The organism is Haladaptatus sp. QDMS2, assembly GCF_029338295.1.
Lineage (GTDB): Archaea > Halobacteriota > Halobacteria > Halobacteriales > Halococcaceae > QDMS2.
The window spans coordinates 1,668,008-1,694,632 of the sequence record NZ_CP119791.1 but is presented as its reverse complement, the minus strand read 5'-3'; the positions used below and the strand labels follow the sequence as shown (position 1 = coordinate 1,694,632).

Annotated in this window: 27 protein-coding genes, 1 tRNA gene and 1 pseudogene; 12 read left to right on the top strand and 17 right to left on the bottom strand. The window is 62.9% G+C overall.

All coding sequences use genetic code 11. From position 1 onward, the window contains the following. Positions 1–142: 142 nt before the first annotated feature. Positions 143–2,455: a DUF2298 domain-containing protein gene (locus P1M51_RS09200; RefSeq protein WP_276274393.1), complete on the top strand. Its 2,313-nt coding sequence runs from the start codon at positions 143–145 to the stop codon at positions 2,453–2,455. A gap of 70 nt (positions 2,456–2,525) precedes the next feature. Here P1M51_RS09200 and P1M51_RS09195 read toward each other — a convergent pair whose 3' ends face one another. From P1M51_RS09195 to P1M51_RS09185, 3 genes are all read right to left on the bottom strand, one after another. Continuing rightward, entirely contained in the window at positions 2,526–3,023 is a 498-nt protein-coding gene (locus P1M51_RS09195) for a hypothetical protein (RefSeq protein ID WP_276274392.1), read from the bottom strand. 242 nt (positions 3,024–3,265) lie between these two features. After that, positions 3,266–3,340, bottom strand: a tRNA-Met gene (locus tag P1M51_RS09190). 119 nt (positions 3,341–3,459) lie between these two features. Beyond that, complete coding sequence (locus tag P1M51_RS09185; RefSeq protein WP_276274391.1) at positions 3,460–4,236, bottom strand: glycosyltransferase; 777 nt, start codon at positions 4,234–4,236, stop codon at positions 3,460–3,462. Positions 4,237–4,346: 110 nt separating this feature from the next. On the opposite strand from P1M51_RS09185, the gene P1M51_RS09180 reads away from it, so the two are divergent. Further along, a complete protein-coding gene (locus P1M51_RS09180) occupies positions 4,347–6,578 on the top strand; it encodes a DUF2298 domain-containing protein (protein WP_276274390.1) in 2,232 nt (743 codons plus the stop codon). On the opposite strand, the gene P1M51_RS09175 is transcribed toward P1M51_RS09180, so the two are convergent. From P1M51_RS09175 to P1M51_RS09160, 4 genes are all read right to left on the bottom strand, one after another. Next, on the bottom strand, positions 6,575–7,330 hold the full coding sequence (locus P1M51_RS09175) for a DUF5803 family protein (protein WP_276274389.1): 756 nt from the start codon (positions 7,328–7,330) through the stop codon (positions 6,575–6,577). The genes P1M51_RS09180 and P1M51_RS09175 overlap by 4 nt on opposite strands. Further along, complete coding sequence (locus tag P1M51_RS09170; protein WP_276247901.1) at positions 7,327–7,992, bottom strand: DUF2110 family protein; 666 nt, start codon at positions 7,990–7,992, stop codon at positions 7,327–7,329. The genes P1M51_RS09175 and P1M51_RS09170 overlap by 4 nt, the downstream gene beginning before the upstream one ends. Beyond that, on the bottom strand, positions 7,993–8,511 hold the full coding sequence (gene tfe, locus P1M51_RS09165) for a transcription factor E (protein WP_276247900.1): 519 nt from the start codon (positions 8,509–8,511) through the stop codon (positions 7,993–7,995). Positions 8,512–8,622: 111 nt separating this feature from the next. Continuing rightward, positions 8,623–8,832, bottom strand: a complete 210-nt coding sequence (locus P1M51_RS09160; protein ID WP_276274388.1) for a hypothetical protein — start codon at positions 8,830–8,832, stop codon at positions 8,623–8,625. A 123-nt stretch (positions 8,833–8,955) separates the two neighbouring features. Between P1M51_RS09160 and P1M51_RS09155 the strand changes: the two genes are divergently transcribed. Both P1M51_RS09155 and P1M51_RS09150 read left to right on the top strand, forming a co-directional pair. Further along, a complete protein-coding gene (locus P1M51_RS09155; protein WP_276247898.1) occupies positions 8,956–9,168 on the top strand; it encodes an antitoxin VapB family protein in 213 nt (70 codons plus the stop codon). A 36-nt stretch (positions 9,169–9,204) separates the two neighbouring features. After that, entirely contained in the window at positions 9,205–9,558 is a 354-nt protein-coding gene (locus P1M51_RS09150) for a PIN domain-containing protein (RefSeq protein ID WP_276274387.1), read from the top strand. Positions 9,559–9,690: 132 nt separating this feature from the next. On the opposite strand, the gene P1M51_RS09145 is transcribed toward P1M51_RS09150, so the two are convergent. The 3 genes from P1M51_RS09145 to P1M51_RS09135 form a co-directional block, all read right to left on the bottom strand. Beyond that, on the bottom strand, positions 9,691–10,227 hold the full coding sequence (locus tag P1M51_RS09145) for a tRNA (cytidine(56)-2'-O)-methyltransferase (protein WP_276247896.1): 537 nt from the start codon (positions 10,225–10,227) through the stop codon (positions 9,691–9,693). Positions 10,228–10,251: 24 nt separating this feature from the next. After that, entirely contained in the window at positions 10,252–11,073 is an 822-nt protein-coding gene (locus P1M51_RS09140; RefSeq protein WP_276274386.1) for an alpha/beta fold hydrolase, read from the bottom strand. Between the two features lie 85 nt (positions 11,074–11,158). Then, complete coding sequence (locus P1M51_RS09135; RefSeq protein WP_276247894.1) at positions 11,159–12,781, bottom strand: Na+/H+ antiporter NhaC family protein; 1,623 nt, start codon at positions 12,779–12,781, stop codon at positions 11,159–11,161. 148 nt (positions 12,782–12,929) lie between these two features. Here P1M51_RS09135 and P1M51_RS09130 point away from each other — a divergent pair, with 148 nt between their 5' ends. Further along, positions 12,930–13,871 carry an NAD-dependent epimerase/dehydratase family protein gene (locus P1M51_RS09130; protein ID WP_276274385.1) on the top strand — a complete coding sequence of 314 codons (942 nt, stop codon included), beginning with the start codon at positions 12,930–12,932 and terminating at the stop codon, positions 13,869–13,871. A 34-nt stretch (positions 13,872–13,905) separates the two neighbouring features. Here P1M51_RS09130 and P1M51_RS09125 read toward each other — a convergent pair whose 3' ends face one another. Then, positions 13,906–14,235 (bottom strand): BsuPI-related putative proteinase inhibitor, encoded by a 330-nt coding sequence (locus P1M51_RS09125; RefSeq protein WP_276274384.1) that lies wholly within the window; start codon positions 14,233–14,235, stop codon positions 13,906–13,908. A 475-nt stretch (positions 14,236–14,710) separates the two neighbouring features. Further along, positions 14,711–15,434 (bottom strand): annotated as a pseudogene (locus P1M51_RS09120) (S8 family serine peptidase). On the opposite strand from P1M51_RS09120, the gene P1M51_RS09115 reads away from it, so the two are divergent. Continuing rightward, positions 15,375–15,848, top strand: a complete 474-nt coding sequence (locus P1M51_RS09115; RefSeq protein ID WP_276274997.1) for a hypothetical protein — start codon at positions 15,375–15,377, stop codon at positions 15,846–15,848. The pseudogene P1M51_RS09120 and the gene P1M51_RS09115 sit on opposite strands and share 60 nt — an antisense overlap. 509 nt (positions 15,849–16,357) lie before the next feature. On the opposite strand, the gene P1M51_RS09110 is transcribed toward P1M51_RS09115, so the two are convergent. Continuing rightward, positions 16,358–17,503, bottom strand: coding sequence for a S8 family peptidase (locus tag P1M51_RS09110; protein ID WP_276274383.1), 1,146 nt, complete (start codon positions 17,501–17,503; stop codon positions 16,358–16,360). 192 nt (positions 17,504–17,695) lie between these two features. Between P1M51_RS09110 and P1M51_RS09105 the strand changes: the two genes are divergently transcribed. The 6 genes from P1M51_RS09105 (at position 17,696) to P1M51_RS09080 (ending at position 22,060) form a co-directional block, all read left to right on the top strand. Beyond that, on the top strand, positions 17,696–18,448 hold the full coding sequence (locus P1M51_RS09105; protein ID WP_276274382.1) for a DUF2797 domain-containing protein: 753 nt from the start codon (positions 17,696–17,698) through the stop codon (positions 18,446–18,448). Between the two features lie 47 nt (positions 18,449–18,495). Continuing rightward, the gene (locus P1M51_RS09100; protein WP_276274381.1) at positions 18,496–18,888 is read left to right on the top strand and encodes a hypothetical protein; all 393 of its coding nucleotides are present in this window, start codon (positions 18,496–18,498) and stop codon (positions 18,886–18,888) included. A gap of 75 nt (positions 18,889–18,963) precedes the next feature. Beyond that, complete coding sequence (locus P1M51_RS09095) at positions 18,964–20,106, top strand: acyl-CoA dehydrogenase (RefSeq protein ID WP_276247887.1); 1,143 nt, start codon at positions 18,964–18,966, stop codon at positions 20,104–20,106. Positions 20,107–20,151: 45 nt separating this feature from the next. Further along, positions 20,152–20,427 (top strand): hypothetical protein, encoded by a 276-nt coding sequence (locus P1M51_RS09090; protein WP_276247886.1) that lies wholly within the window; start codon positions 20,152–20,154, stop codon positions 20,425–20,427. Between the two features lie 83 nt (positions 20,428–20,510). Continuing rightward, the gene (locus P1M51_RS09085) at positions 20,511–21,677 is read left to right on the top strand and encodes a thiolase domain-containing protein (RefSeq protein ID WP_276247885.1); all 1,167 of its coding nucleotides are present in this window, start codon (positions 20,511–20,513) and stop codon (positions 21,675–21,677) included. Further along, positions 21,674–22,060 carry a Zn-ribbon domain-containing OB-fold protein gene (locus tag P1M51_RS09080; RefSeq protein ID WP_276274380.1) on the top strand — a complete coding sequence of 129 codons (387 nt, stop codon included), beginning with the start codon at positions 21,674–21,676 and terminating at the stop codon, positions 22,058–22,060. The genes P1M51_RS09085 and P1M51_RS09080 overlap by 4 nt, the downstream gene beginning before the upstream one ends. On the opposite strand, the gene P1M51_RS09075 is transcribed toward P1M51_RS09080, so the two are convergent. From P1M51_RS09075 to P1M51_RS09060, 4 genes are all read right to left on the bottom strand, one after another. Beyond that, the gene (locus P1M51_RS09075) at positions 22,057–22,968 is read right to left on the bottom strand and encodes an alpha/beta fold hydrolase (protein ID WP_276274379.1); all 912 of its coding nucleotides are present in this window, start codon (positions 22,966–22,968) and stop codon (positions 22,057–22,059) included. The genes P1M51_RS09080 and P1M51_RS09075 overlap by 4 nt on opposite strands. Before the next feature lie 25 nt (positions 22,969–22,993). Beyond that, positions 22,994–23,968, bottom strand: a complete 975-nt coding sequence (gene meaB, locus P1M51_RS09070) for a methylmalonyl Co-A mutase-associated GTPase MeaB (protein ID WP_276247882.1) — start codon at positions 23,966–23,968, stop codon at positions 22,994–22,996. Between the two features lies 1 nt (position 23,969). Further along, a complete protein-coding gene (locus tag P1M51_RS09065; protein ID WP_276247881.1) occupies positions 23,970–24,389 on the bottom strand; it encodes a cobalamin B12-binding domain-containing protein in 420 nt (139 codons plus the stop codon). Between the two features lie 81 nt (positions 24,390–24,470). Beyond that, positions 24,471–26,618 (bottom strand): CocE/NonD family hydrolase, encoded by a 2,148-nt coding sequence (locus P1M51_RS09060; protein ID WP_276247880.1) that lies wholly within the window; start codon positions 26,616–26,618, stop codon positions 24,471–24,473. Between the last annotated feature and the right edge of the window lie 7 nt (positions 26,619–26,625).

The following is a 26,625-nucleotide window of genomic DNA, read 5'->3' as shown; positions in this document are numbered from 1 at the left end:
TCCACCGTCGCTATCCCCACCGCCCCACAGAGAGACCTCTTCATTGACTGAGACTCACCGCGAGCGGGGGTAAATATCTGCTGTCTTGCCGACCAGAAGACACTTATCTCGACCGTGATGTAGGAGGATTGAAACCATCCACATGGAGTTCGCCCTCGCCCTCTGGTGGCTGGTGGCGTTCGCGGCCCTCACCCTCGCAGGTGCTCCCCTCGCAGCCCTCGCCTTCCCCGGGTTTCGTGACCGCGGCGCTACCTTCGCCCTGCCCCTCTCACTGGCCGTACTGACAGTCGTGACCTTCCTCCTCGGCCACGTGTTTTTCACCTTCTGGACCGTTCTCATCGCCCTCTGGGTACTCCTGTTGGGCACTGCACTCGCACTCAGACGCGGCGTCTCGCTCTCGCTTTCCCACTACGCAGAGACGATGGTCGTCTTCTCGCTCGCGTTCGCCTTCCTCGTCGCCGTCCGCGCCGTAGACCCCGCAGTCCACGCCCCGGGCGGGGAGAAGTTCCTCGATTACGGCCTCCTCCAGACGCTCCTGCGTGCGACCGTCCTTCCGCCCGAGGACTTCTGGTTTGCCGGCGAGCGCCTGAACTACTACTACGGCGGCCACCTGCTCACGGTCGCCCTCGCGTGGCTCACGGGGACCGAAGCCCGCTTTGCGTACAACCTCGCGCTCGCTGGCTTCTACGCCACGCTCGTCACGGGCGCGTACGGCCTCGCGGCCACGATTGCCGCACACCATGGGAGTTCACCCCGCAAAGCCGGAGCCCTGAGCGCCTTCTTCGTCGGCTTCGCCGGGACGCTCGCCACGCCCGGTCGGCTGCTGCTCGGCGTCCTTCCCGATGACCTCGCCGCCCGCTTCGGTCACGTCTTCCTCGATGGGATTCGAATGCCCTACGAGGAGGCACTCGTCGTCGCCACGAATCCAGAGACGCTCAGCTACTGGTTTGGCCGGTACATCATTCCAGACACCATTCACGTCACGCCGTTCTGGGAGTTCCTGAACGGCGACCTCCACGCTCACCTCATGAGCACGCCGTTTCTCGTGTTCACGGCGGCGCTCTGTTACGCCTACACCCGGACGCCTGCAGACGCATTGCTCCGTCGCCGTCTCCTCGTCTTCGGCGCACTCCCCGCGATGGCCGGCCTGCTCACGTACATCAACACCTGGTCGGGACCGACCGCGCTCGGCCTCACCGGCCTGACGCTCGTCTTCGCGCCGACGACACCCCGCAGTCTCCTCACTGGTTCCACCAATTCGACCACCGACCAGTCGCTCCGCGGTGAATGCACCCGACTCGTCACCGCCGGCCTCCTCCTCGGTGGCGTCGCCCTGCTCGCGGCGCTCTGGGCAGCTCCGTATCTCGTATTGAGCCGCCCCCCGAACGAGGGTCTCGGCGTCCTCCCATCGCGGAGCGACCTCAGCGGCCTGCTGCTCGTCTATGGCCTCTTTTTCGCTATCTTCGCCCGCTACTTCGCGCCCCGAGTCACCGCACTCCTCCGCGAGCACGATCTCTGGCGCGCGGAAACCGTGGTCGTTGGAGCAGTCGTGATTGGTCCCGGAACGTTGCTTGCAACCCAGTTCACTGTCGGAGCTATCCTCCTGCTCCTCTCGTTTCTCGCAGTAGGGTGGTTCTTGCTCCGAACCGACCGCGACGTGGGCTTCGAGACGCTCCTGTTCATCGCCGGCCTCGGCCTCCTACTCATCGTGGAGTTCGTCTACGCGAAAGTGTGGCCCCACGACCCGAACGCACTGCGCTGGAACACCGTCTACAAGGTGTCGATGCAGGTGTGGGTGCTCTGGGGCGTCGGCGGTGCAGTGGCACTCGCCCGCGCCCTCGACGGGGGTTCTCCCCTGGAGCGGTCACTGTTGCCAACAGTTTCTCGCAGTCGCGGGAGAACCGTCGCGAACGTCGCCCTCGCCGTGCTCGTCCTCTCGTCTGCGACCTTCGGCGGCCTCGCGCTCGCAAAGCACTTTGGCGGGCCACTCACCGCAGACCGACCTGTCGAACCAACCCTCGACGCCACGCGCTTCGTCGAGCAATGGCACCCCGACGAGGCCGCCGCCTTCGAGTGGCTGAGCCAGCGCGAGGGGCAACCGAACATGGTCTCACACCCCGGAGCCACGTACACCTGGGCGAACCCCGCGTCCGTGTTCACGGGCATCCCCACGATGGTCGGCTGGGAACACGAAAAGGGCTACCACGGCGAGGAAGCCGTCGAAATCCGCGAACGCCGCGTGAAGACCATCTACGTCGGGAGCTGGGACATCGCCGCCCAGCACCTGCTCACCTACGACATCGAGTACATCTACGTCAGCCCCGCAGAGCGAGACGCCTACGACGTGCGCGACTTCGCCGCCCAGGAGGGCATCTCCGTGGCCTTCCAGCATGGCTCGGTCACCATCTACGCCGTCGACCAGTCGGTGCTCCGCGAGCGATACGGGAAATCGTGAGCAGGCGGCGGGAACGCTTTTGCACCAACTCTGAGTCCATCCGGAAGATGACCGACTACGACGCCGTCGTCTACGATTTAGACGGCACGCTCGTCCCCATCGCCTCTGCAGTCCCAACACGCCACGTCTTCGATTCGATGGCGGTCTGGAGTAACGCTACGCTCTCAGGAGCGCCACGAAGAGTGCCGGTAACTGGCTTGTACGGTTTCGCACTCACCCGAAACCTGATCTTCTCGTCTTCGATCGAGAGGGTGTACCCTTCAGTGAAGTTCATTCGCAGAGGATATGGTCCGAACTTGGTGTGACTTGGCTCGTTGTAGTCGTCGTGCGTGAGGTACTGCTCGTAGGCATTGTAGGCCTTCGCGACGATGCGCTGAGTAGTGTTCTTCACGAGCGCTGCCTCGTCTTCTACCTTCGACGAAATCTCGGTCCAATTCAGCCCCGTTTTCGCGAGGCGAATCGTCTCGTTGTACACGTTTCGGGCTTCAACATACGCCTCGTGGAGCAGTTGCTCGTCACCGTTGCATTCGAGCTGAAAGACAAGCGTCTTCGTCAATTGCTTCGCCACACCCTCTGTGGCCCCGTTATCGTTTATAAGGCTCAGCGTACTGGATGCCGGTTACTGAAAGATTACTACCTGAAATGCAGTTCTGCTTCTTCCTAAGAACCACTTTCCAACCTCGTATCATCTAACAGTGTGGAAGTTGCGTGTCTTTGAGCAAAGCAACCACAGACACCTACCTAAAGCTATACACGAAAAAATACAAGGATGGGAGCGGGTTGAGAAGAAACATGTCAACCCGACGATGATAGCGAGAGGTAGATTTGAACTACCGATCTCCGGGTTATGAGCCCGGCGGAATCTCCTGGCTATCCCATCTCGCTACTACAGTGTATTCGAGCACCCCCATTAAGGGTTGTGATTCTGCCGCCGTGTGCGACATTTTGCCTGCCGTGGAGGCGATACCTGTCACACACCCGGCCTACCTCCGACTGCGGGCACTTTAGTCGTCTTTCGTCCCGAGATCGACCAGCGCCGTCGGCTGGTCGCGGCGGTTGGCGATGGCCTGGTGGAACCGGTCCTGACTGACGAGTTTCGCGCGGTGGCGCGAGACGAACAGGCCCTTGGCGAGGGCTTTCGTCGTGCCGACGGGGTCGACGGTCGAGTCGGGCTGGTCGTGCCACTCGACGGGGACTTCGGTGACGCGCTGGCCGAGTGCGCCGGCCATGGCGATGAGTTCGACGTCCCACGCGAAGCCGGGTTCGTAGAGGTGTTCGCGGACGGCGGCCCAGGCGTCTGCGGTCATCGCCTTTGCGCCACACTGGTAGTCGTAGAGGTCGACGGTGAGCAGGCGACGGGCCATCCATGCAAATGCGTCGCCGAGGCGGCGGCGGGCGAGCGTCTGGTGACTCTTGACGACGGCGTCGGGGTGTCTGCGCGACCCGACGCTCAGGTCGGCTCGGCCGTCGAGGACGGGTTTGACTACGTCCGCAATCGATTTGGCGGGCGTCGCGCCGTCAGCGTCGGCGAAGGCGTAGACGTCGGTGTCGAGGGCTTCGAAGCCGGCGGCGATGGCCGCGCCTTTGCCGCGACGAGCGTCCACGGCGTTGACGGTTGCGGGGAGCGAGGAGAGAGCGTCGACGACCCCCGGGCGCGGGTCGTCGAGTTCGATGCGAATCACGGCGGGCGAGAGGGTCTCGTCGAGCGCCCGGACGAACGCCTGGAGCTGTGAGACGTTTGGCTGGAACGCAGGAACGACGATGCCGACAGACCACTCCATCTTAATTACGTGACAATCGCTGAGGCTAAAAGCGATTCGCCTTCGAGCGCAGGGCGGGCGATTCTGGCATCCACAAGAGGTATAATTCCTCCTGTCCGTTCTCTCGGATAATGGAAGTCGGTCTCGTCGCGCTCTGGCTCGCGGTGTATCTCTCACTCTGGGCGCTTTCCATGCCGCTCGCCGCGCTCATCTTCGACCGGGTCGCAGACCGCGGGGCGGGCCTCGCCCTGCCGCTCGGTCTCGGCATCATGACGCTCACCGCCTACTGGGTGGGCCACCTCGCCTTTGGCTGGGTTGCCCTCGCCGCAGGGCTTGTCGTTCTCGTCGCCGGTTCTGCGTTCGCCCTCTCTCGGGGCGTCGAAGTGGGGTGGCGCGACCGCATCGACGTACCCCTGCTGTTCACGCTCGCGTTTCTGTTCATTATTGTCGTCCGCGGGGCGGACCCCGGTGTCTGGCCCGGCGGCGGTGAGAAGTTCCTCGACTTCGGCCTGCTGAAGACGCTGCTCCGGTCGCCCGTGTTGCCCCCTGAAGACTTCTGGTACGCGGGCGAACCGGTGCGCTACTACTACGGCGGCCACCTCATCTCCGCGTTGCTGACGATTCTCACGGGAACCGAGACGCGCTTCGCGTACAACCTCGCGCTTGCGGGCTTCTATGGAATGCTCCTCACGGCAGCGTACAGCGTCGCCGGAATGGTCGCCGGGAGCTTCGATGTTTCGCGGCGGACGGCCGGCCTCTTTGCGGTCTTCTTCGTCGGCTTTGCGAGCAACATCCTCACCGGGTTGCAGGTGCTCGTCTGGGCGCTTCCCGACGCCATCGGCGGGCCACTCGGACAGGCCATCGCCGCGAACCTCCACGAACTCGCCGCAGAGAAAGTGGTCGCTCCACCGAGTGAGTTCGCCTACTGGCATCCGAGTCGCGTGATTCCGGGCACCATCAACGAGTTCCCCTTCTTCGCCTGGCTGAACGGCGACCTCCACGCCCACATGATGAGCACGCCGTTTCTCCTGCTCGGCGCGGGCCTCTTGTTTGCGTACTTCCGGACGCCCGAGCGGGAGGTGACCCGACGTCGACTCCTCGTCTTCGGGGCGATTCCACCGCTCGCGGGCTTCATTGCCGTCGTCAACACCTGGTCGTTCCCGACCATCGTCGGGTTGACGTGGCTCTCTGTCGCGTTCGCCCCTGCACGACCGCTCTCGCTGTTGCCAACGTCGGTCGTCACGCGGGCCGAGCGCCTCGACTCACCGATTACCCGCGAGGGGTCGCGACTCGGTGGCGCACTCGGCGTCGCCCTTCTCGTGCTCGTCGGCGGGCTTCTCTGGACGCTCCCGTTCTGGCTCGGGACGGCGAGCGGCCGAAGTATCGGCTTCTTCCCAGAGCGAAGCCCGCTCGCGGGCCTGCTCGTGGTCCACGGCGCGTTCCTCGCGGTGTTCGTCCCCTACCTCCTCGCGCACGTCAAGCCCGAGATAAAGAAACACGCCGCCCAGACCGGTGTGGTCCTCGCGCTGTTCGTCCCGACGGCGTGGCTCGGTGGTCTGGCCGCCATCGCCGTCTTTGCCCCGCTGCTCGTCGTCGGCTGGGTGCTGTTGCGCCTCCGCGACGACCTCGGCTACGAGACAGTGTTGCTGCTCGCCGGCCTCGGCCTCGTCCTCATCGTCGAGTTCGCCTTCGTCCAGGAAGACGCCGCCCCCGGCCGGTTCAACACGGTGTTCAAGGTGTACATGCAGGTGTGGGTGCTCTGGTCGGTCGCCGCCTCCATCATGCTCGCACGCCTTCTGGGCGGCGGACGCGCCATCCCGACCAGTTGGCGCAAGGGCACCGCGGTACTCGCCGCACTGCTCGTCGTCTCCACGTCGTTCTACGGCGCGTTCGCCCTCGCGGGACACTTCGACGATGGCGCGACCGACGACATGACTCTCGACAGTCTCCAGTATGTCTCCGTTTATCACGCGAGCGAGGTCGAGGCCATCCACTGGCTCGACGAGAAGGAGGGCCAGCCACACATCATCGAAGCACCGGGGCGGGCCTACCGTTGGTCGAACGCACCCTCCGCGCTCACCGGCTTGCCGACCGTCCTCGGGTGGACTCACGAAATCGGCTATCGCGGGCAGGCCGCCTACGACGAGCGGGTCGGCGACGTCACGCAGTTCTACACGGGTACGCCCGACCAGCAGGTCGCGGTCCTCGAACAGTACGACGTGCGCTACATCTACGTCGGGCCACAGGAGCGCGAAGCCTACGACCCCGGCGACTTCTCACGGCTGTCCGGGGTGAGCGTTGCCTACGAAAGTTCGCACGTGACGATTTACGAAGTCGACCAGAACCAGCTCGCAGCGAGTTAACGCATTCCCGGCGGCGGTCTGCGCCGGTCGTCGTCCATATCCACGCTGAGACCGAGGTCTTCGCGGCGTTCGCGCAGGACGCGAATTTGCCGGAGATAGTAGAACGCCCCGACGACCCCCGCGATGGCGAGGCCGGCCGCCGCCGTCGCGAAGATGGTCAGGTCGCGGTCAAGGTACCAGCGGAGGACGATCGCCCGACTCTGGACGTCATCCCACGTGATGTGGACGCGATTGTCTTCGAGGCGCGTCTCGTAGCCACCGGGCTGGACCTGCGCGAGCGGGACGTAATCGACGCGCATGCCGGGCGGCAAGATGACCTCGTAGGTGCCCGTCACGAACGTCGGCGTCGCGAAACTCTTGCCCTGTGCCGCGCCGGTGAACGCGACTTTGCCGTCTGCGGCGGGGAGGCCGACGATGAGACGGTTGCGCGTCTGTGAAACGTCGAGCGCGGAGGCGTTTACGACCGTGCCGTTTTCGTACTGGAATTTGAGCGCGGAGATTTCGAGCGGGCGTTCGGTGCCGAAGCCGTCACGCTCGTAGAATTCGATTTCAGACTGATTCGAGACGACGTACACCGACTGGTACTCGCCGCTTCGGACGTCGATAGTAGCGTTTGCCGACGTGTTCCAGTCGTACGATGCATCCTCGTTGAGACGTTGCTGGTCGACCTCGCCGGGACCGAAAATCCCCATACAGCCTGCTGATGCGGTGAGCAAGACGAGCAGAGCGAGGGCGAGCAGCCGGCGTCTCATGGAATTACACAGAGGAGTTCTGCGGGGACGTATTCACCGATACTGGCGAGCAGTCCCGGCGGGTCGGTCCCTTCCTTGCAGACGATGCTCTGTTCTAACAGGCCGAGGCGTTCGACCGTCACGATGTCCTGTGCGTGGCCCGCACGGTTAACCGTGGCGCGAACCTCGCCACGGGTGGCGTTGTTCACGTTCACGCGTCCGAGGCCACGAGTCCACTCGTAGAGGTCGTCGCGCTGTTCGTCGGCCAGCCGACACGGCTCGCCGTAGACGAACCGAAGTGGCATGTGCTGGACGAGGCCGTAGCGTTTCCGAATCTGTTCGGGCGTCCCCGCTCCGAGGCCAATCTCGTCAGCGGGAATCCGAATCTCGCGGCCAGCATCGAGGATGAAGCCGTCGTCGTCCCAGTGTTCGAAGGTACCGACGTAGGTCTCGCCCTCGGCGAACGAGTCGGTAATCTCCCCCCACGACTCGCGGAGGGCGTTTCTGGCGACGGTGGCGTCTGGGCCGTCGAGCGTCACCGACGGGAAGTCGTTGTCGAGTATCCCGATGGTGTAGGTGACGTCCAAGTCGCCGATGTCGTTGTCGATGAGCGAGCGAAGGCCGTCAAGCGACCGCTCTCTGGCCTCTCCTTTTACGTACAGTTTCGTTGCGAGTACTACCATTCAGATGTCTACGTTGAGTTCGTCTCGGAGGGCGTCGATTCGGTCGTCCATCGCGTCGACGAGCCGCGAGTTGTCCATCGATTCGAGCGGCGAGCCACATTCCGGACACTGGAAGCCAAAGTCCATCGCCTCGCCGAATTCGAAGCGAATGGAGTCCACTTCACAGAGGAAAAATTCGTTGTTCTGTTCGTATTCACGGCGCTCTTCTAACGCGCCAAGCAGGCGCTCCATCTCGTCAGCCAGGTTCTCCGGAATCGTCTCGTATTCGAACGTCCAGAGGTAGGTGAGCCAGCCGGAGTCCTCGTCGCGGAGCCGTCGGTAGCTCGCAAGGTCGTTCTCGTAGAGGATGAACAGGGCGCGTCGCACGTCGTTGAGCTCGAGCCCCAGATCCTCCGCCAATTCCTCGTCAGTCACCTCGCCGTCAGGCGGCGCGGCGGCGACCGGCATACCCGTCGGTCCAACCAACTCGTGAAGATATTTTTGGATGACAGGGTCCTCGAGCAGCTCCTCAAAAGCCATTACCAGAACGTGGTGCGCTCAGCAGTTTAAAACCATCGGGTGCGCGGTTGCGTCGTGTCGTCCGTCACGGACCGTTTCGAGACGCCGAACACGCGATTTGAGCGGTGGGCGTTACCTCGTCGTCGCACCACCGCGCCACCGGGTGACAGCGACAATCAGCACCAACAGGACCAGGCCAACCAGAACGCCGAGACTCCCGCCAACCCACAGGCCGAAGTGATTTGCAAATCCGAGCAGGTACGGAACGACGAGGATTGCGATAACGAGGTACAGAAGGCGTTCGATGCGGGTCACTCGTTGTTCGAGCGTGGTGTCCGCCATGTTTCGACAACGTGGCAGTTTGGTGATAAATTATGCTGCTCTCGCCCATGTGTGCGAAATCCGTTAACCTAGGTTCAGTCAATCGACGCAACACCCTTGTATACGGGCCTGTATACAACCGCTATGAGCAAGAGTATCCGAGTCAAAGACGACACCCATGCAGCGCTCGCAGCGCTCAAGGGAAGCGACGAGACGTTCGACGACTTGCTCTCTCGACTCATCGAAGAACGGCGGGAGACCGTCCGAGACGGTGCCGGACTCTGGAAAGGGACAGACGCCGCACAGAAAGCCCGCGATGCACGAAAAGACATGAAGCAGGGCGTCGGCACTCGATGACGCTCTACGACAGCAGCGTCCTCATCGACTATCTCGATGGGACCGACGAAGCCATCGACTACGTCGAGAGTCACCTCGACGAACGCGCAATTGCACCCCCCACTGGTGATGTTCGAAGTCTACCAGGGAGAAGTTTTCAAAGCCGGCCCCGCAGATGTTGACGCCCTCGAAGATGCCCTCGAGTGGGTGGCCGTTATCGAAGAGACAGCTAACCTGGAACGCGCCGCAGCAAAACTGCAGAACGACCTGCACCAGCGTGGCCAGGCACTCGCTGCGCGAGACGCATTCATCGCTGGCACTGCGAAGGGGCTCGATGAGCGACTCGTTGTGGCTGACTCGGATTTTGACGTCGCTGGAATCACCGACATCCTCGACATCGACTTCATCTGAGTGTGGCCATTATCTCGAAACGAACTCTCGGGACATCGTTTCCGGAGAAGACTGCGAAAATCGACCGATTTTGCTCCTTCTACTATTGAAACCGCGGATTTCTGCTCGAACGTCAGTGAGAACAGCGACCGCTCACTCCTCGACCGGTTCGACGCGCTTGCCCTTCTTCTGGGGAATGACGCGCTTTTTCGCCCCGATCCACTCGCGCTCTAATTCACGGCCTTCGAACAGGCGGTCTAAGAACACGGCAAGGCCGGCTACTTCAGAATGCGGTTGATTAGTCACGCCGACGTTCCAGTCTGCGGCGTCGTATACTTCGAAGGGAACCTTCTCCGCGCCGACGACGACGAGCAGGGGTTCTTCGGCGTGGGCGGCGCGGATGTCGGCTTCAACGTCCTGGACGCGCTCGCCGTACATCGTGAGGTGGACGATTTTTCCCTCCCAGTCGCGGATGACCGGGCGGTGTGAGGAGACGACTTCCACGTCGTAGGGGCCGCCAAAGCGGTCGGTGATGTCTTCGATTGTGTCCTTCGAACTCTCGGTGTCGACGAGGATGACGCGGTCTGCGCCGAGCGCTCGGCCCGTGAGGCCGACGTGCGTGGTCATCCGCTCGTCCCGACCGGGGCGGTGACCCAGCCGAAGGATGACGACTTCGGGTTCTCCCTGCATAGACGAGCAAAGCGGCGGCGACGGTTAGGGGGTTTCGGATTGGGACGTTCGGGTTTCGACACGGTGGAGAAACGTCTGTAATTCGGCGAACGCGGCGTCGTACTGGTCGCGGAACACCGAGTGACCGGCATCGTAGATGTGGACGAGTCTGCCGTGTCTCAACGGCTCTGCTGCGGCCACGTCAGCTGCTCGAACCTCCGTGTCGGCATCGGATTTCAACACGAGCGTCGGGCACTCGATTTTCGGGAAGGCGTCCGCCGTCCGCGGATACCCTTCCCGAGCGATTTCGACGATATGTGGGTGACACTCCGTGTTCGCGATGGCAATTTGACGGGCGGCGTTCGGCCCGTACTGCTCGTAGTCGCTCGCGAGTTCTGCGACCGTCTGTGAGTCGATGGCTTCGAGTCGGTCTCGAACGAGCGCCACCCGTTTTTCGGCCTCGATTTCGTGATGACCACGCAGGTTGGCAGGGTCTTCGAGGACGAGGGCACGCGGGAGGTCGGGATGGGTCGCGGTCGTCCACGCCGCCGCAGACCCACCCATCGAGTGACCAAACAGGATGGGGTCTTCGAGGTCGAGGTGGTCTACAACACCGACGAGGTCTGCAACCCGGTCGTCGATTGTGTACCCGGCTTCGGATGCATCCGACATTCCGTGGCCGCGAGCATCGTAGAGGATGACCTCGTAGTCGTCGGCCAGGTCGTTCGCCAACTGCGCCATACACGGCGCGTTCTCGTAGAAGCCGTGTGCCATGAGGAGTGGCGGGCCGTTCCCCGTTCGGTAGCACTGGAGGTCGACTCCGTTGACTGGAATCGTCGCTTCTGCCCACTCGTAGGGGAGGCGCATACCCGCACAATCAGACCGGGGGAGAAAAGTCTATCAATCGAACGCGATGGTGAGAGGCGAAAAAGGCGGGAGACGGCGTCCCGAATTATTCGAATAGCGCGCCGACGCCAACGCGGTCGGTCTTGCCGACGTACTCAGAGAGGAGGTACGCGCTCAGGCCCATGATGGTGGTGCCGACGGCGAGTGTCACCCACGGCGACAGCGCGGTGTAGCCGCTCACGAGGAAGCCAAGCGTCCCCACCACGGCGGCGAGAATCGCGTACGGCATCTGCGTGGCGACGTGGTCTACGTGGTCGCTCGCAGCGAACATCGAACTCATGACCGTGGTGTCGCTGATTGGCGAACAGTGGTCTCCGAACAGCGACCCGGTGAGGATGGCCGCGATGGCCAGCGTGAGGGTCGCGTTCAGTTCGACGGCGAGCGGGACAGCGACCGGGAACAGAATCCCCATCGTCCCCCACGAGGTCCCGATGGCGAAGCTGATGAGCGCGGCCGTGAGGAAGATGACGGCCGGGAGCAGCGGGGCGGTGATGATGCCCTCTGCGACGCTCACGACGTACGGGCCGACGCCGAGCAACTGGCTCACGTTTCCGATCGTCCACGCGAGCGAGAGGATGGCGACCGGGAACATGACCATCTTGAAGCCCTCGAAGATGGCGTCGCTGACCTTGTCGAGGCCGATGCGGGCGTGACCGACGAGGATGGTGAGCATCGTCGCACACCCGGCGAACGCCGCCCAGAGGATGGCGTCGGCGGTTCCCGCTTCCTTCAGCGCGTCTGCGTAGGACCCGAGGAACGCAGACACTGCACCGAGGCCGCTGGTTCCGGCGAGCGCGGCGTTCGTCTTCGCCGGGCCACCACCGGTCCACCACAGACCGACGAGTGTGACCACGACCAGCGCGAGGATTGGTGCGGCGAAGTACCACCAGCGTGGACTCACGTGCTCGGGCGTCTCGATGTCGCTCGCCTGCGTCTCCATGAGCGGCGAGGCGTCGTCGCGCATGAGTTTGCCTTCGTTTTGTGCGCGCTCTTCTGCCTTCTTCATCGGCCCGAAGTTCCAGTCGGTGAAGACGACGATGTAGACGAGGATGAGCGCGAACACGCTGTAGAACCGGAACGGGATGGACGCGACGAACACGACGAACGCGTTTTGCTGAATCCCGAGTGCGTCGAACTGCTGTTGGATGAGGCCCACCTCGAAACCGAGCCACGTCGAGACGACGGCGATAGAGGCCATCGGTGAGGTGGTCGAGTCGAGGAGGTAGGCGAGTTTCTCACGCGAGATGTCGAACTGGTCTGTGACCGGGCGCATGACCGACCCGGAAATCATCGTACTCGCGTAGGAGTCGAAGAAGATGAGCGTCCCGAGGAACGCCGTGCCCGCTTTCGCCTGTCTGCGCGTTTTGATTCGCTTCACGATTCCATCGGCCACCGCTCGCATTCCCCCCGAGAGGAACACCATGCCCAGTAACGCACCGACGAGGAAGGTGAACAACAGGAGTTTTGCATTGAACGCGGAGGTGACGTTCGATACGACGAGTGCGAGCGATTTTGCGCCTCCTGCGATTGGATTCCACCCGACAAGGATGGTCGCTCCGAGCCACACACCGGCGAACAGGGACAGTAACGCCTGTCGCGAGATGAGGGTCAGGACGATTGCCAGCAACGCAGGCAGCAAACTAATCAACCCGTACGTCTCAGTTGGCATTCTGTCTGGTATTGCAGAATTTCACTAATAATTGTTCTGGCTCTTGGACACCCATCCAGAAATCGCGAGTGTTTGTGCATTGATGCCTAACCACAAATTCTCCGTACCGACCCAGAACGACTTTGAGCACCCCGACAAATCTCGGCGCATGAAGCTTTCCGGCAAGCGCATCCTCGTCACGGGCGGTGCGGGTCTCATCGGCTCGCGGATGGTCGCCCAGTTGCTCCCCGAAAACGACGTCGTCGTCGCCGACAACCTCTCGAACGGCATCCGGTCGAGCGTCCCCGACGACGCTGAATTCGTGAACGCCGACCTCACCGACGAATCAGCCGTCGGGGACGTCATCACCGACGACCTCGATGCCGTGTTCCACTTCGCCGCAGCGGAGAAGTACGTGAACTCGGACGAACCGCGCAAGCAGTTCGAGGTGAACGGTGACATCACGTACAACATCTTAGAGCGGATGGACGACGTTGGCGTCTCGAACATCGTCTACACCTCCTCGTCGACGGTGTACGGCGAGGCCCCGCGTCCGACGCCAGAAGACTACGCCCCACTCGAACCCATCAGCATCTACGGCGCGGCGAAACTCGCAGAGGAGAGTCTCCTCTCTGTGTTCGCCCACTCCTACGACTTCACCGTGTGGAACTTCCGCTTCGCGAACATCGTCGGCCCGCGCTTTGGCCACGGCGTCGTCCCAGACTTCGTCGAGAAGTTGCAGGCCGACCCCGAGAAACTCGTCATCCTTGGCGACGGTCGCCAGGAGAAGTCCTACATGCACGTCGATGAGTGCGTCGAAGCCATCGCCCACGTCGTCGAACACGCAGACGCGCCGATGAACTCCTACAACCTCGGTACCCGGACGACCACCTCAGTCACGACCATCGCGGACATCGTCGCAGACGAGATGGGCCTCGACCCCGAATACGAGTACACGGGCGGCGACCGTGGCTGGACCGGCGACGTGCCGAAGATGCGCCTCTCTATCGAGAAACTCTCTGCACTCGGTTACGAGCCACGGCTCTCCTCACACGAATCGGTGCGGAAAGCGGTACAGGAACTGCTCGAAAACCCCGACCAGGAACACTAACCGACTGGTGTTACTGATTGGTGTTACTGCCCAGTCACACCGAGAATGTCGTCCGTTCTTCCTCGGCTTCCATCGTCCGGAGTTCGCAGACGACTTCGTACTCGCCGGGGTCTGGGTCCTCCCACTCCGCTTCGATATCGACTGTGTCTCCGGGTTCGATATCCTGATTCGTGAGCACCTGGGCGAACATGCGCCCGTCCGACCAGCGCCAGCGTTCCTCGTCGCCGTCTAAGACGACAAAGTCTGCCTTCCCCGAATCGCGAAAGGTGAGCGAGACGGTGTCCTCGCCAGTGTTCCTGAGCGTGAGGACGAAATCGACGCTTCCGTTCGTGGACGTCGCGGTGAGCGATTTTTCGAGCGTCATGTCCGGATAGAGGCGGTGGTGTAGTTTAGCATAATCGAAGGCGGTAAGCCCCCTTCCTCAACGAGCGTCGAAGACGCGAGTAGGGAGGGGATACACCGCCCGCATAGTTCACATTCACTATGTACGATACGCTTACTACCGATTCGGTCGAAGGGGGTAGTAAGATACTCACCACGCTTCCGGCGTTGTTCAAACGTGGTTCGAAACGGCGAAGCCGTTTCGTCATCACGAAAGGCGCGTCGCGCCTTTCGAACGACGACAACAAGCGTGCATCGTCGGTTGTGGCCGAGTGTCGATTCAGTAGGAGTGGGACACTCCGAACTGCCCGTAAAGGGAAATCGCCTGCGGAGTCTGAGACCGCTGTGCCCACGGGTGCAAGTCTTGACACAGAAACAGGAAGCCCTGTCCTCAACAAGCGAGGGGCGGGTAGCCCCGAGCGCGGTAGGGCAGGGTAGTTCACAACTATTTGCCGAGGTTACAGGTCGTCGCCGGAGTTTTGGCCGAGTGCGGCGGCCACGTCGAGCAGCCCCGAACCACTTTCGTTCGCGCCGAGGCCGATGTCCTCAGCAGAACTCTTGAGGGTGCTCCGGGCCTGACTGGCGGACTGCCCCTCGGCCATCAGTTGCCCCGCTGCGCCCGAGACGTGCGGGCAGGCCATCGACGTGCCGGAAAGCGTGTTGTACGTCCCGCCGGTGTACGTCGAATAGATGTCCGTGCCGGGCGCGGCGATTTCGACCTCAGGACCCTGTGAGGAGTAACTCGCGAGCTGGTCCTGGTCGTTCGTCGCGCTCACGGCCATCACTTCGGGGTATGCGGCCGGGTAGCTCACGCAGTCCGTACAGGGGCCGTCGTTGCCAGCGGCGGCGATGAGGAACACACCCTTGTTCGCCGCATATTCGACCGCTTCTTTCCCGTTCTGTGTGGAGCCACCGCCCCCGAGGCTCATGGAGCCAACGTCGTAGCCCTGGTCTACGGTCCACTCGATGCCCTTTGCCACGTCCGAGTTGAACCCACTGCCGGCGGCGGTGAGTACCTTGACGGCGTGAAGGGTTGCGGTCGTCGAAACGCCGACGACACCCCGTGTCGTTGTCAACCGCGTCCGCGATACCCGCACAGTGGGTGCCGTGGCCGTTGTCGTCGTGCCAGTTGTCGGAGGCAATTGGCCCGGTGAACGCCCGTCCTTCGCCGAGGTTGTCCACGAGGTCGCCGTGATAACGGTCGATGCCGGTGTCGATGATGGCGATGTCTGCGCCTTCGCCGGTGTCACCGTTCGCGTGTGCGACTTCCGCATCCGTGCGGTCTACGCCCCACGGCAGCGTCTGAGCGAGCGCTTCGACTTCGGTGTCCTTCTCGACGTAGCGGATACCCGAAACGCCCTGGAGCGAATCGAGGCCCGCTGTCGGCATCGTGATGGTGAGGGCGTCCCAGGCGAACTCCCAGTGAACCGTGTCGGCGAGGTCGAGTGCGGCCTGTTTTGCGGTCTCCGTATCGTAACCGACGTTGACCCGCATCGAGTCGCCCGTGAGGTCGCCCGCGGCGACACCCGTGAGCCCGGCTGCGGCGGCGGTCGAACCGAGGAGTTTGAGTGCGTTACGACGAGTGACAGTCTCTGACAATTCTGTCATAACCTCACCAGAAGCCAACAGTAATTAAATTCTTTGTTATTAATTATGAAAATAATTGGCAGAGAACTGCTTAGTGGAAACAATTCAGGACCGTTGAACTATCTAATCGATAGTTTATAGGATTGCAGGCGAGAATACCACGCCCTTGAGGACGTGGATGAATCGCCGTCTTTGGTTACTTTCACTGTACAGCATAGTCTTAGGTGCTCTCCGTGCGTATCACTCGGTGTCGATTCGATGGTTTCCCATCGGGTTCTGACAGTCCGAAACCTGGCAGTTGACTGGGTGTTTGCCTCATCAAAACGTAAGCCCGCGGACGGCGGACCGACACAAAACAACTAGGTACCTCCGAGTCCCGTCCGTTGCCCGGACGAGATAGGAGTAACGGCTACGTGGCATAGCCAGCACCTCGTCGGGGTGCGAACCATAAACATCCCAACGAACCGCCCGTTGGTGGGTGTGGGAGGCCTGCGTCTTCAGGCGCGGGAGGATGTCACTTATAGGTCGTCGCCGGAGTTGTGGCCGAGCGCGGCGGCCACGTCGACCAGGCCCGCGCCACTCTCGTTTGCGGAGAGACCGATGTCTTCTGCCGTCGAGAGAAGCGTGTTGCGTGCCTGACTCGCCGACTGACCCTGCGCCATCAATTGCCCCGCTGCGCCCGAGACGTGTGGACAGGCCATCGACGTGCCTGAGAGGGTGGCGTAGCTGCCACCCGTGTACGTCGAGTAGATGTTCGACCCCGGAGCCGCGATATCGATTTCCGGTCCCTGCGAGGAGAAACTCGACAGGCCGTCGTTCTGGTTGGTCGAACTGACGGCCACGACTTCGGGATAGGCGGCGGGGTAGCCAACACAGTCCGTACACGGGCCGTCATTTCCAGCCGCGGCGACGAGCAGGACGCCCTTGCTGGTGGTGTACTCGACGGCCTCTTTGAGCGTCTCGGAGGCGCCGCCGCCGAGGCTCAGCGACCCGACGTCGAAGCCCTGGTCGCCGACCCACTCGATACCCTTCGCCACGTCGGAGGTCATCCCCGTTCCGGCGGCGGTGAGAACTTTGACGGCATGAAGGGTCGCTTCGGTGGAGACGCCGACGACGCCCGTGTCGTTGTCGAGAGCGTCTGCGATACCCGCACAGTGGGTGCCGTGACCGTTGTCGTCCTGCCAGTTGCTCGTCGCGATTGGCCCGGTGAAGGCCCGACCGTTGCCGAGGTTGTCTGCCAGATCTGCGTGGAACTGGTCGATACCGGTGTCGATGATGGCGATATCGGCTCCCGCGCCGGTGTCACCCGCGGCGTGCGCGACTTCCGCGTCCGTGCGGTCTACGCCCCATGGGAGGTCCTGTGCGATTGCTTCCATCGTTCGGTCGACTTCGACGTAGCGAACACCCGGGACGCCACGAAGCGTGTCGATAGCAGCGGTCGGGAGTGAAATCGTGACCGCACTCCACGCGAATTCCCAGTGGACGGTGTCCGCGAGGTCGAGCGCGGCCTGCTTCGCGCTCGAATTGTCGAAACCGACGTTCACGCGCGTGGTCTGGCCGCTGAGGTCACCGGCTGCGACGCCCGTGAGTCCGGCGGCGGCCGTCGTGGTTCCGAGAAGTTTGAGTGCGTTACGACGTGTGAGAGTGTCTGGCAAATCAGCCATACCTGCGAGACAGACGGTCTGCAATTAAAATTTTCGCAATTTTGTTCTGAAAATATTAACCTGCTAACTAATTCAATGATAGTTCATGTACGTTTCTGGCGGGGAGTGTCTCGATGTAGGTAATCGACTCGTGAGTTCATCGCGACCGACGGTAACGGACGGCTTTTACCGGCTGCGAGCGTAGCCCGCAGTGTGCAAATCGTCGGGTACCGGACGGGCCAGGAGAACGAGGCCGCCCTCCTCGTCGCCGAGGACGGCACAGTTCACCGCGAGCCACTGGTTCCGGGCCATCGACTCGATTATTCGCTCGGTCGAAGACATTGTGCGGGCGTCGTCCACGACGACGACCACGTCGCCTGTGACGAACCTCGCGCTCCCTACTGCGACCTGCATTCTGACCTGTGGCCGTGTGCCATCTGCACCGGAAACTGCGACAAACCGGTCGACACTTGCGAGGAGGAACACGCCATCTACCTCGCCGCGTTCGCCCCCGACATCTTCAAAGTCGGCGTGACCCGCAGTTGGCGACTCCGCCAACGCCTCACCGAGCAGGGTGCAGACCGCGGCGCGCACATCGCCACCGTCAAAGACGGCCGCATCGCTCGCCAGCGCGAAGCTGAAATCGCGAACCGGCTGGTTGACCGGGTGCGCGTCCCGACGAAGATTCCGGGCCTCCACCGCACGGTTGACGAGGCGGCGTGGAACGCCCTTCTCACTGACTTTGACGTCATCGAAGAGTTCGACTTTGACTACGGATTTTCTCTCGACGCACCGCCTATCGCCGAAACGCTCGCGACGGGAACCGTCATCGGCAGCCAGGGGCGCGTTCTACTCCTGGGCCACGCCGGGTCGACCTATGCTGTCGACCTTCGCGGCCTCGTCGGATACGAACTCACCGCGGAAGCGTCGACGAAACCCGTCCAGTCGAGCCTGCTCGCGTTTTAAGTCTACATCCCCCAACGTTTTTCCCCGGTCACTCCCAACCCGGGCCTATGACGAAAGACGACAAGCAGGAGAAGCAAGCCGAGTCAGAGTCACAGGAAAAGTCCTTCCGCGAGCGCGTCGAGGAGATTCGCGAGAAACGAGCCAAAGAGCGAGAGGAAGGCGAGGGCGACCGAAGCCGCGAAGAGCGCCTCGAAGAAGCCTTCGGCGGTGGCGGTATGGGCGGCGGCATGGGTGGCGGCGGCAACCCATTCGCCCAGATGATGGGCGGCATGATGGGCGGTGGCGGCCCCGGCGGTGCCATGGGCGGGCGACCAGAGCGCGAACAGAGCAACAGCCGCGCGAACGAGGAACTCGTCCGTGAAGTGCGCAAGGTCCGCGACGAGATGGTCGACATCCGCCGTGAACTCGGCCGCATCGCAGACGCTCTCGAGGACAAGTAAGACCGTCCCTCGCTGCGATGGCAAATCGTGGCGGGGATACGAAAAGTAAAGGAACGACCATCCTAATTCCTCCGTATGGACTTCAGCCTCTCCGCTGAGCAACAGCAAATAAAGGACATGGTCTCCGAGTTCGTCGACGAGGAGATCAAACCGATTGCAGCGGACATCGACCACGACGACGAATTCCCGGCAGCCCTCATCTCCGAGATGAGCAAACTCGGCCTCATGGGAATGCCCTTCCCCGAGGAGTACGGCGGTGCAGGCCTCGATTACCACTCCTACGCGATTGGGCTCTCGGAGATTGCACGCGGCAGTGGCGGCGTCGGCACCATCGTCGCGGCACACATTTCGCTCGCGGGCAACATGCTCTACGAGTTCGGCAACGAGGAGCAAAAACAGGAGTATCTCACGCCACTCGCCGAAGGCAAAGACATCGGCGCGTTCGCTCTCTCTGAGGCACAGGCAGGTAGCGACGTGCCCGCGATGGGCACGACCGCGGAGAAAGACGGCGACGAGTACGTCATCAACGGCGGCAAACTCTGGATTTCGAACGGGTCGGTCGCCGACACCGTGACCCTGTTCGCCAAAACCGACCCCGACGCCGGTAACAAGGGCATCTCTTCGTTCATCGTCCGCCCCGAGGAAGACGACGGCTTCTACGTCGAAGGCACGGAGGATAAACTCGGCGACAAGGGCTGTCCGACCGCCGAACTCCGCTTTGACGACCTGCGCATCCCCGAAGACCGCCTGCTCGGCGAGGAAGGCGAGGGCTTCGTCCACGCGCTCAAGACCCTGAACGGTGGGCGCATCACCATCGCCGCCCGGTCGATTGGAATTGCACAGGCAGCACTCGACGAGGCTGTCACATACAGCCAGGAGCGCGAGCAGTTCGGCGGCCCCATCTCACAGTTCCAGGCCATCCAGCACAAACTCGCCGACATGGATACGAAAATATCGGCCGCCCGCATGCTCATGCACCTCGCGGCGGACAAGAAGATTCGCGGCGAGAACTTCATCAAGGAGGCCGCACAGGCAAAACTCTACGCCAGTGAAATCTCCCGCGAAGTCGCGAACGAGGGCATTCAGATTCACGGCGGCTACGGCTACACCAAGGACTTCCCGGCAGAGCGCTTCTACCGCGACGCGAAGCTGAACGAAATCTACGAGGGCACCTCTGAGGTGCTGCGCAACACCATCGCCGCACAGTTGCTGAAGTAGGCGAGAACCGATAGGTACGACTGCCTTCATTCACTACTGCTCTCAATGAGCGAGACGGAACTCACGGAAAACGACATTACGGCCCGGTATTTCGAAACCGACCACGAGCGCGTCCTCACCTTCGACAAAGGCGGAAAAACGGCAGCCATCGCCCAGAACATCGAGGGGTACGCCATGCTCAAGGTGCGCCCGAGTGCCGACGGCGACGAACTCGAACGCTACTACGGCTTCGACATGGCCTTAGACCACGCCGCAGAACTCCTGGCCGTCTCGCCCCACGACCTTCCCATTCCGGAGGCCGCAGACGACATGGGAATGTAGCGACTGTCACGTTCACAGACACCACTTTTCAAATATCGGAGCGTCCGGCAGGGCTTTATCTCGCACACGACTTATGTCAACGTATGACTACCGTACGCGTCGCGGGGGTCGGACTCACACCCTTTGGCGTGCAGCCAGAACGGACCGCCCGTGACCTCTTCGCCGAGGCGGGGCTCGCGGCCATCGCAGACTCGGGCGTGGACCGAGACGACATCGAAGCCCTCCTCTACGGCAACTTCATGGGCGAGTTAGCAGAACATCAGGGCCATCAGGGCCCGCTCATGGCCGAAGCCGTGGGCCTCGATGTGCCCGCGACACGCTTCGAGGCGGCGTGTGCCTCATCCGGGGTCGCCCTCAGGCAGGCCGTGAAGAACATCCGCAACGGCGAGGCGGACGTCCTGCTCGTCGGAGGCGCAGAGCGCATGAACAACCTCGGAACCGCAGGTGCGACCGAGGCGCTCGCAATCGCCGCAGACGACCTCTACGAAGTCCGCGCGGGAATGACCTTCCCCGGGGCCTACGCTCTCATGGCCCGCGCGTATTTCGACGAGTTCGGCGGCACGCGCGAGGACCTCGCGGCTATCGCGGTGAAGAACCACGACAACGCGCTGCCCAACGAGTACGCCCAGTTCAGAAAGACCATCACGGTCGAGCAGGCGCTCTCGGCGCCGATGATCGCCTCTCCACTTGGCCTGTTCGACGCCTGCCCCATCACCGACGGGGCGAGCGCGGCGGTGCTCGTGAGTGAGGACTACGCAAAGCGCCACGACATCGAAGCGACCGTCGCCGTCACCGGGACGGGCCAGGGTGGCGACAAGATGGCCCTTCAGGACCGCGGCGACCTCGCCACGTCGCCCGCAGCGGACAAGGCTGCAAAACAGGCCTACGAGGACGCCGGTATCGGCCCGAAAGACGTTGACGTCGCCGAGGTTCACGACTGCTTTACCATCGCCGAAGTGCTCGCCATCGAGTCGCTCGGCTTCTTCGAGCGCGGGGAAGGCATCACGGCCGCCCGAGACGGGAAGACCACCCGTTCCGGGTCGCTGCCGGTCAACCTCTCTGGCGGTCTGAAAGCGAAGGGCCACCCCGTCGGCGCGACGGGCACGGCCCAACTCGTCGAGATGACCAAACTCCTGCGCGGCGACCACGCCCGCAGCGACGCGATCCCGGGGGCCTCCGTCGGCGTCTGTCACAACGCGGGTGGTACCGTCGGCAGCGCCGTCGTCCACGTGCTGGAGGTGGTCGCATGACCGAAAACGTCCGCGACGCCGGGTACGACGACCTGCTCGACGCCATCGAGGCGGGCGAGGGGTTCTACCTGCGCTGTGCGAACGGCCACGGGTCGCTCCCGCCGCGGCGAGCGTGCCCCCACTGCGGAACTCAGGCGTTAGAACAGGAACCGCTCCCCGAATCCGGAGAAATCGAAACGTACACCGTGGTCCACGTCGCAACCCCGGAGTTCGCAGAAGATACGCCCTACGTGACCGCCGTCGTGAACTTTGGCCCGGTGCGTCTCACCGGGCAGGTGCGCGGTATCGACCCCGAGGACGTGTCTACGGGCCTCGTCGTCGGTGTGGGCGTCGAACAGACGGCGACGATGGGCGAACGTCTGCTCATCTTCCGCCCGCGTTAAGCGAACACTTTCTCGAACACTTTTTCGGAGCGCTCGACGTGCGGCAACAGTTTCGCCCGCTTGAACACGAAGAGCTTCGCATCGGCTTCCTTTGCGAGTTCGCGACCCTCGGAGACCGGTGAGATGTCCGCGTCGTTGCCCCAGACGATGGTCACGGGTACGTCGAGTGCGGCGAGGGTTTCGCCGAGGTCGATGTCGCTGTCGAGTGCTCCCGAAACGAACGCGGCGGGGGCGAAGCGGGCACCCGGCTGGTGGGCCGTTTGCCACTCGTAGTCCGTGCGCTCGTCGGTGATTTCGGCCTCGTCGTAGTAGCTGTGGTCCGCGCTGAAGTGGCGAATCGACCGCTTCGAGGCGACGAGGTTGAACAGCGTCTGGCCGAGAATCGGCAGGCGAATCAGCGTCTGTACCCACGGGCGCTGGCCCATCGTCGTGGTCGTCGGGCAGATGAGGACGAGTTCCGCGCAGTCTGCATCCTCGGCTGCGGCGGCCGCGTAGGCGCTCGTGAGCGAGGAGGCGACCCACGTTGCGTCCTCGGTGATGGCGGCGGCGAACTCGCTGACGAAGTTCGTGTAGAACTCGGCGTCGTAGGTCACCGGATGGCGCTCTGAACTGCCAAATCCGGGCAGGTCTGGCGCGATGACGTGGTGGTCCTCGGCGAGCGCGTCGAACAGTTCCACCCACTCCTGGCTGGAGGCGGCGGCGTTGATGCCGTGCAAGAGGAGGACGTCCGGGTCGTCTGCGTCTCCCGCCTCGGTGTACGCCACGTCGAAGCCGCGCCAGTGGAAGGTGTGCTGGGTTCCAGAAAGCGCGGGTTCGAGGTCCTCGGCCTGGCGGGCGAGATACGTGTTTGCGATAACGGGCGATGCGAGTGCGAGGGCTGAGGCTCCGGCGAGGAGGCGTCGCTTCATAGAAAATCAAACGGGGGCGAACGCTTTAGGACTGACGGCGCTCGCTCACGCAGTCTTCGAGCGGTTCCATGATTCGGTCGGCGATAGTGTAGGGGTCTGCCTCGCGGGCGACGACTTCGTCCACCAGTGCCTCGATGCCGCCCTGGTCTTCGACTTCCTCGCTGATGAGCGAGCCAATATCGGCCCGCAAGAGCGCCCGAATCTCCTCTGCGTAGCGGGTCCGGGCTTTCTCTTCGAGGCGGCCCGAGTCTTCGAGATACGCGTAGTGCTCGGAGAGCGCGTCGAGGAACTCCGCAATGCCCTCGCCCGACTTGGCGATGGTTTCGACGACCAGTGGCTCCCAGTCGTCGTCCGAATCGCGCATGTGAATCATCTCCTTTAGCTCCTGGACCGTGCGGTCTGCGCCATCCAGGTCGGCTTTGTTCACGACGAACACGTCGCCGATTTCGAGGATGCCGGCTTTCAGCATCTGGATGTCGTCGCCGCTCGCGGGCGGCACGAGGACGGCGACGGTGTCCGCGGTGCGAACGATGTCGATTTCGTTCTGTCCCGCACCGACCGTCTCGATGATGATTTTATCCTTGCCGAAGGCGTCGAGCGCTTTGACCGCGTCTGCGGTGGCCGTAGAGAGACCGCCGAGGCTGCCGCGGGCGCTCATCGACCGGAAGAACACGTCCATGTCGCCGACCGTCGAAGCCATTCGGATGCGGTCGCCGAGGACGGCCCCGCCCGTGTACGGCGAGGAAGGGTCGACGGCGATGACGCCGACGGTGAACCCCTGGTCGCGGTAAACTTTCGCCATCTGGTCGACGAGCGTCGATTTCCCCGCGCCGGGACTGCCCGTGACGCCGACGACTTCCGCGTCGCCGGTGTGGGCGTGTAATTGTGAGACCAGCTCGCGGTAGCCCGGCGAGCGGTTCTCGATTTTCGTGATGGTCCGCGCGAGCGCCCGGTGTTTGCCAGCCAGCAGGTCGTCTACGAGACTCGCTGTCGCACTCATATCAGTCGCGAGCGGGGACGTTCTCGCGGACGAATTTGATGGTGTCTTCCATCGCAGAGCCCGGCCCGAAGACGGCGTCGACGCCCGCTTCCCGCAGTGCCTTCTTGTCCTTGTCCGGGATGATTCCGCCGACGAGAATGAGCGTGTCGTCGAAGGCGTCGTACTCCTTCAGGCCGTCGATGATTTTCGGGACGAGGGTGTTGTGTGCGCCAGAGAGGATGGAGATGCCCAGGACGTCTGCGTCCTCCTGGACCGTCGCCTGCACGACTTCGTCGGGGGCCTTGTGTAGCCCCGAGTAGATGACCTCGAATCCGGCGTCGCGGAAGGCGCGAGCAATGACGTGTGCGCCGCGGTCGTGGCCGTCGAGACCCACTTTCGCTACGAGACACCGAATCGGTCGCTGTGCTTGCTCTGTACTCATGGTCAGTCATTCTTTATCAGGCAATTTTACTCTACCGGAACCGACATCCACGGGCGAGATAGCGAAAACAGCGTGCCCGGATTAGGTCTCGCTTACGCCGAGAACGGCGTTGGTGTCCGTCGTCTCAGAGAGCGTCACCCATGTCGCGCCGTCGTCGGGGCTGAACTCGACTGGCCCGAAGGTGTACTCGCCGGTCGCGGCGAGGTCGTCGGGGGCCTCTGCGAAGTACGAGACGTTCGCTCCCTGCGTGCGTTCTGCGAACGTGACGTAGCCGTCGCTCACGGTGCCGTCGCCGCCGACCACCGACCAGCCCTCGGGGACGGGTTCCCGGAGCATGACCGGAGCGTCGGCGACGGCGAGGTCGAGCGTGACCTGATTCGTCTGCCCGCCGTAGAACACGCTTCCGTCGTCAGATCGGGTCACGTCTACGTCGGGCAGAACCGTCGTGTTCTCGCCTGCGGTCGCCGCACCGTCGATGATGGGTAGGCGAAGTGCCGTCCCGCCCGTCCCGTCGGGTGCGCGAAGGACGACTTCGTGGGTACCGCTGCCGTCCGGGTCCTCGCGGATGAAGTCGGTGTTGTCGGCGGCAATGGCGAGGCCGAGGCGGTTGCCGGCGGCGATTTCGTGGTCGATGTCGATGGCTTCGACGGGCACGCGATACGGGCGGTCGGTCGGGACGTCCGAATGTTCGCGGAGACTGTGGCGATTTTTTGCGTTGCGTGCGCCGCGGGCGACCAGTTCTGTCGAACCGTCTGCCGTCCGCTCGTAGACGAGGATGGCGAAGTGCGCCGAGTCGTCGGTGGTGTTCGCGAGCAGGTCGAGGACGGGCGTTCCGGAAAACCGGAGCGGGTCTGCGAGTGGGTCAGTCTCGAACAAAAGATGTGTCTCTCCGGCCCCGTCTTCCGAAAGCATCGTGGCCTCGTCGATGCCTTCGAGGGTGTCTTCGTAGGTAGGGATGCTCGCGCCGCGAAGCGCCAGTTCGCCCGGGTCGGGGTCGGACCGGACGAGCGGGAACGCGACTTCGGGCGTGTCTTCGGGTGGGAACGACGGCGCGTCGTACTGGTACCGCCTTCCGGTATTAATCTGCGTGTCCACCTGTGGCAGGTCCATGACGCCGGTATCGAGGCCTTTGAGCCAGTAATCGAACCACGCGTGGCGCACGTCGAGGGCGTCTGGCAGTTGGTTCACGTCGTGCCCCCACTGGCCCATGACGAGTTTCTTCGGCGCGTCGTCGGGCAGAGCGTTGTACATCCGCGTCGAGTCCCAGTGTTTGACGTTGTCGTCGAGCCATCCGCCTTCGACGTAGGCTGAACACTGAATCTGGTCTGCCTTGGCCTTGTAGTCGCGGCGGTCCCAGAATTCGTCATACAGCACGTCGAACTCGGAGGATTCGACGGTGTGTTCGAGGCGGTCACCGGGCTGGGCGTGTTCGAGAATGGTCTCGACGATTTCGGGGTCTGCGTCGAGCGGCGGGGCCACGGAGAACCCGAAGTCGAACAGGTGTGGCGTCCCGAACGTGTCGAAGCGAACGCCTTCGATGTAGGCGTAGTCGTACCAGCGGTCGATGGCTACCTGCGGGACGATGGTGGCGAGGCCCCGTGGTTGCTCGATGGCTGCGGCCCACTGCGTCGTGCCATCGTAGGACCCGCCTATCATGCCGACCTTGCCGTTGGTCCACGGCTGGGCTGCGAACCATTCGACGAGTTGCGCGGCCGTTTTGCGCTCGCGGATGCCCCCGTAGTCGTACTTCCCGCCCGAGTTTCGCGTCCCGACGAGGTCGAACATCGCCCGGGCATAGCCCCGGGGCACGAAGTACTGTGAGGTGGCGTCGTCGGCCGTCGATTTGCTCTCACCGGAGTCTTCGGTCGGCGCGAGGGTGTCCGGAGCCTCGCGGTTCGGACTCCGAAGATCGTTGTACGGCGAGTAGGTGAGGATGACTGGCACGTCTTCGACGAGGTCGCCCGTCTCCGGGTCGCGCGGGCGGATGATTTCACCGTACAGTTTCGGGTCTTCTGCTTGCCCGTCGATTTCGAATTCTGTCTGGACGTACTCGTGATACGCCGGGGCGGCCTCGTAGTCGGGTTCTGACGTCCCCGTCGTCGTCTCGATGCCGTCCTGAACCTCGGCCGCGAAGGCCGTTTCGCTGGTGGTCGAAAGCAGGCCAGCGCCCGCGAGTGCTCCCGCCGCCCGGAGGACGCTTCGTCGATTGAGATTGTGTCGCTCTCGCATTGAATCA

Bases quoted from the DNA above. Each gene is read 5' to 3' on its own strand.
- P1M51_RS09200 (WP_276274393.1), top strand. From the start codon at position 143: ATGGAGTTCGCCCTCGCCCTCTGGTGGCTGGTGGCGTTCGCGGCCCTC.
- P1M51_RS09185 (WP_276274391.1), bottom strand. From the start codon at position 4,236: ATGGAGTGGTCTGTCGGCATCGTCGTTCCTGCGTTCCAGCCAAACGTC.
- P1M51_RS09180 (WP_276274390.1), top strand. From the start codon at position 4,347: ATGGAAGTCGGTCTCGTCGCGCTCTGGCTCGCGGTGTATCTCTCACTC.
- P1M51_RS09175 (WP_276274389.1), bottom strand. From the start codon at position 7,330: ATGAGACGCCGGCTGCTCGCCCTCGCTCTGCTCGTCTTGCTCACCGCA.
- P1M51_RS09170 (WP_276247901.1), bottom strand. From the start codon at position 7,992: ATGGTAGTACTCGCAACGAAACTGTACGTAAAAGGAGAGGCCAGAGAG.
- tfe (WP_276247900.1), bottom strand. From the start codon at position 8,511: ATGGCTTTTGAGGAGCTGCTCGAGGACCCTGTCATCCAAAAATATCTT.
- P1M51_RS09160 (WP_276274388.1), bottom strand. From the start codon at position 8,832: ATGGCGGACACCACGCTCGAACAACGAGTGACCCGCATCGAACGCCTT.
- P1M51_RS09155 (WP_276247898.1), top strand. From the start codon at position 8,956: ATGAGCAAGAGTATCCGAGTCAAAGACGACACCCATGCAGCGCTCGCA.
- P1M51_RS09150 (WP_276274387.1), top strand. From the start codon at position 9,205: ATGGGACCGACGAAGCCATCGACTACGTCGAGAGTCACCTCGACGAAC.
- P1M51_RS09145 (WP_276247896.1), bottom strand. From the start codon at position 10,227: ATGCAGGGAGAACCCGAAGTCGTCATCCTTCGGCTGGGTCACCGCCCC.
- P1M51_RS09140 (WP_276274386.1), bottom strand. From the start codon at position 11,073: ATGCGCCTCCCCTACGAGTGGGCAGAAGCGACGATTCCAGTCAACGGA.
- P1M51_RS09135 (WP_276247894.1), bottom strand. From the start codon at position 12,781: ATGCCAACTGAGACGTACGGGTTGATTAGTTTGCTGCCTGCGTTGCTG.
- P1M51_RS09130 (WP_276274385.1), top strand. From the start codon at position 12,930: ATGAAGCTTTCCGGCAAGCGCATCCTCGTCACGGGCGGTGCGGGTCTC.
- P1M51_RS09125 (WP_276274384.1), bottom strand. From the start codon at position 14,235: ATGACGCTCGAAAAATCGCTCACCGCGACGTCCACGAACGGAAGCGTC.
- P1M51_RS09110 (WP_276274383.1), bottom strand. From the start codon at position 17,503: ATGGCTGATTTGCCAGACACTCTCACACGTCGTAACGCACTCAAACTT.
- P1M51_RS09100 (WP_276274381.1), top strand. From the start codon at position 18,496: ATGACGAAAGACGACAAGCAGGAGAAGCAAGCCGAGTCAGAGTCACAG.
- P1M51_RS09095 (WP_276247887.1), top strand. From the start codon at position 18,964: ATGGACTTCAGCCTCTCCGCTGAGCAACAGCAAATAAAGGACATGGTC.
- P1M51_RS09090 (WP_276247886.1), top strand. From the start codon at position 20,152: ATGAGCGAGACGGAACTCACGGAAAACGACATTACGGCCCGGTATTTC.
- P1M51_RS09085 (WP_276247885.1), top strand. From the start codon at position 20,511: ATGACTACCGTACGCGTCGCGGGGGTCGGACTCACACCCTTTGGCGTG.
- P1M51_RS09080 (WP_276274380.1), top strand. From the start codon at position 21,674: ATGACCGAAAACGTCCGCGACGCCGGGTACGACGACCTGCTCGACGCC.
- P1M51_RS09075 (WP_276274379.1), bottom strand. From the start codon at position 22,968: ATGAAGCGACGCCTCCTCGCCGGAGCCTCAGCCCTCGCACTCGCATCG.
- meaB (WP_276247882.1), bottom strand. From the start codon at position 23,968: ATGAGTGCGACAGCGAGTCTCGTAGACGACCTGCTGGCTGGCAAACAC.
- P1M51_RS09065 (WP_276247881.1), bottom strand. From the start codon at position 24,389: ATGAGTACAGAGCAAGCACAGCGACCGATTCGGTGTCTCGTAGCGAAA.
- P1M51_RS09060 (WP_276247880.1), bottom strand. From the start codon at position 26,618: ATGCGAGAGCGACACAATCTCAATCGACGAAGCGTCCTCCGGGCGGCG.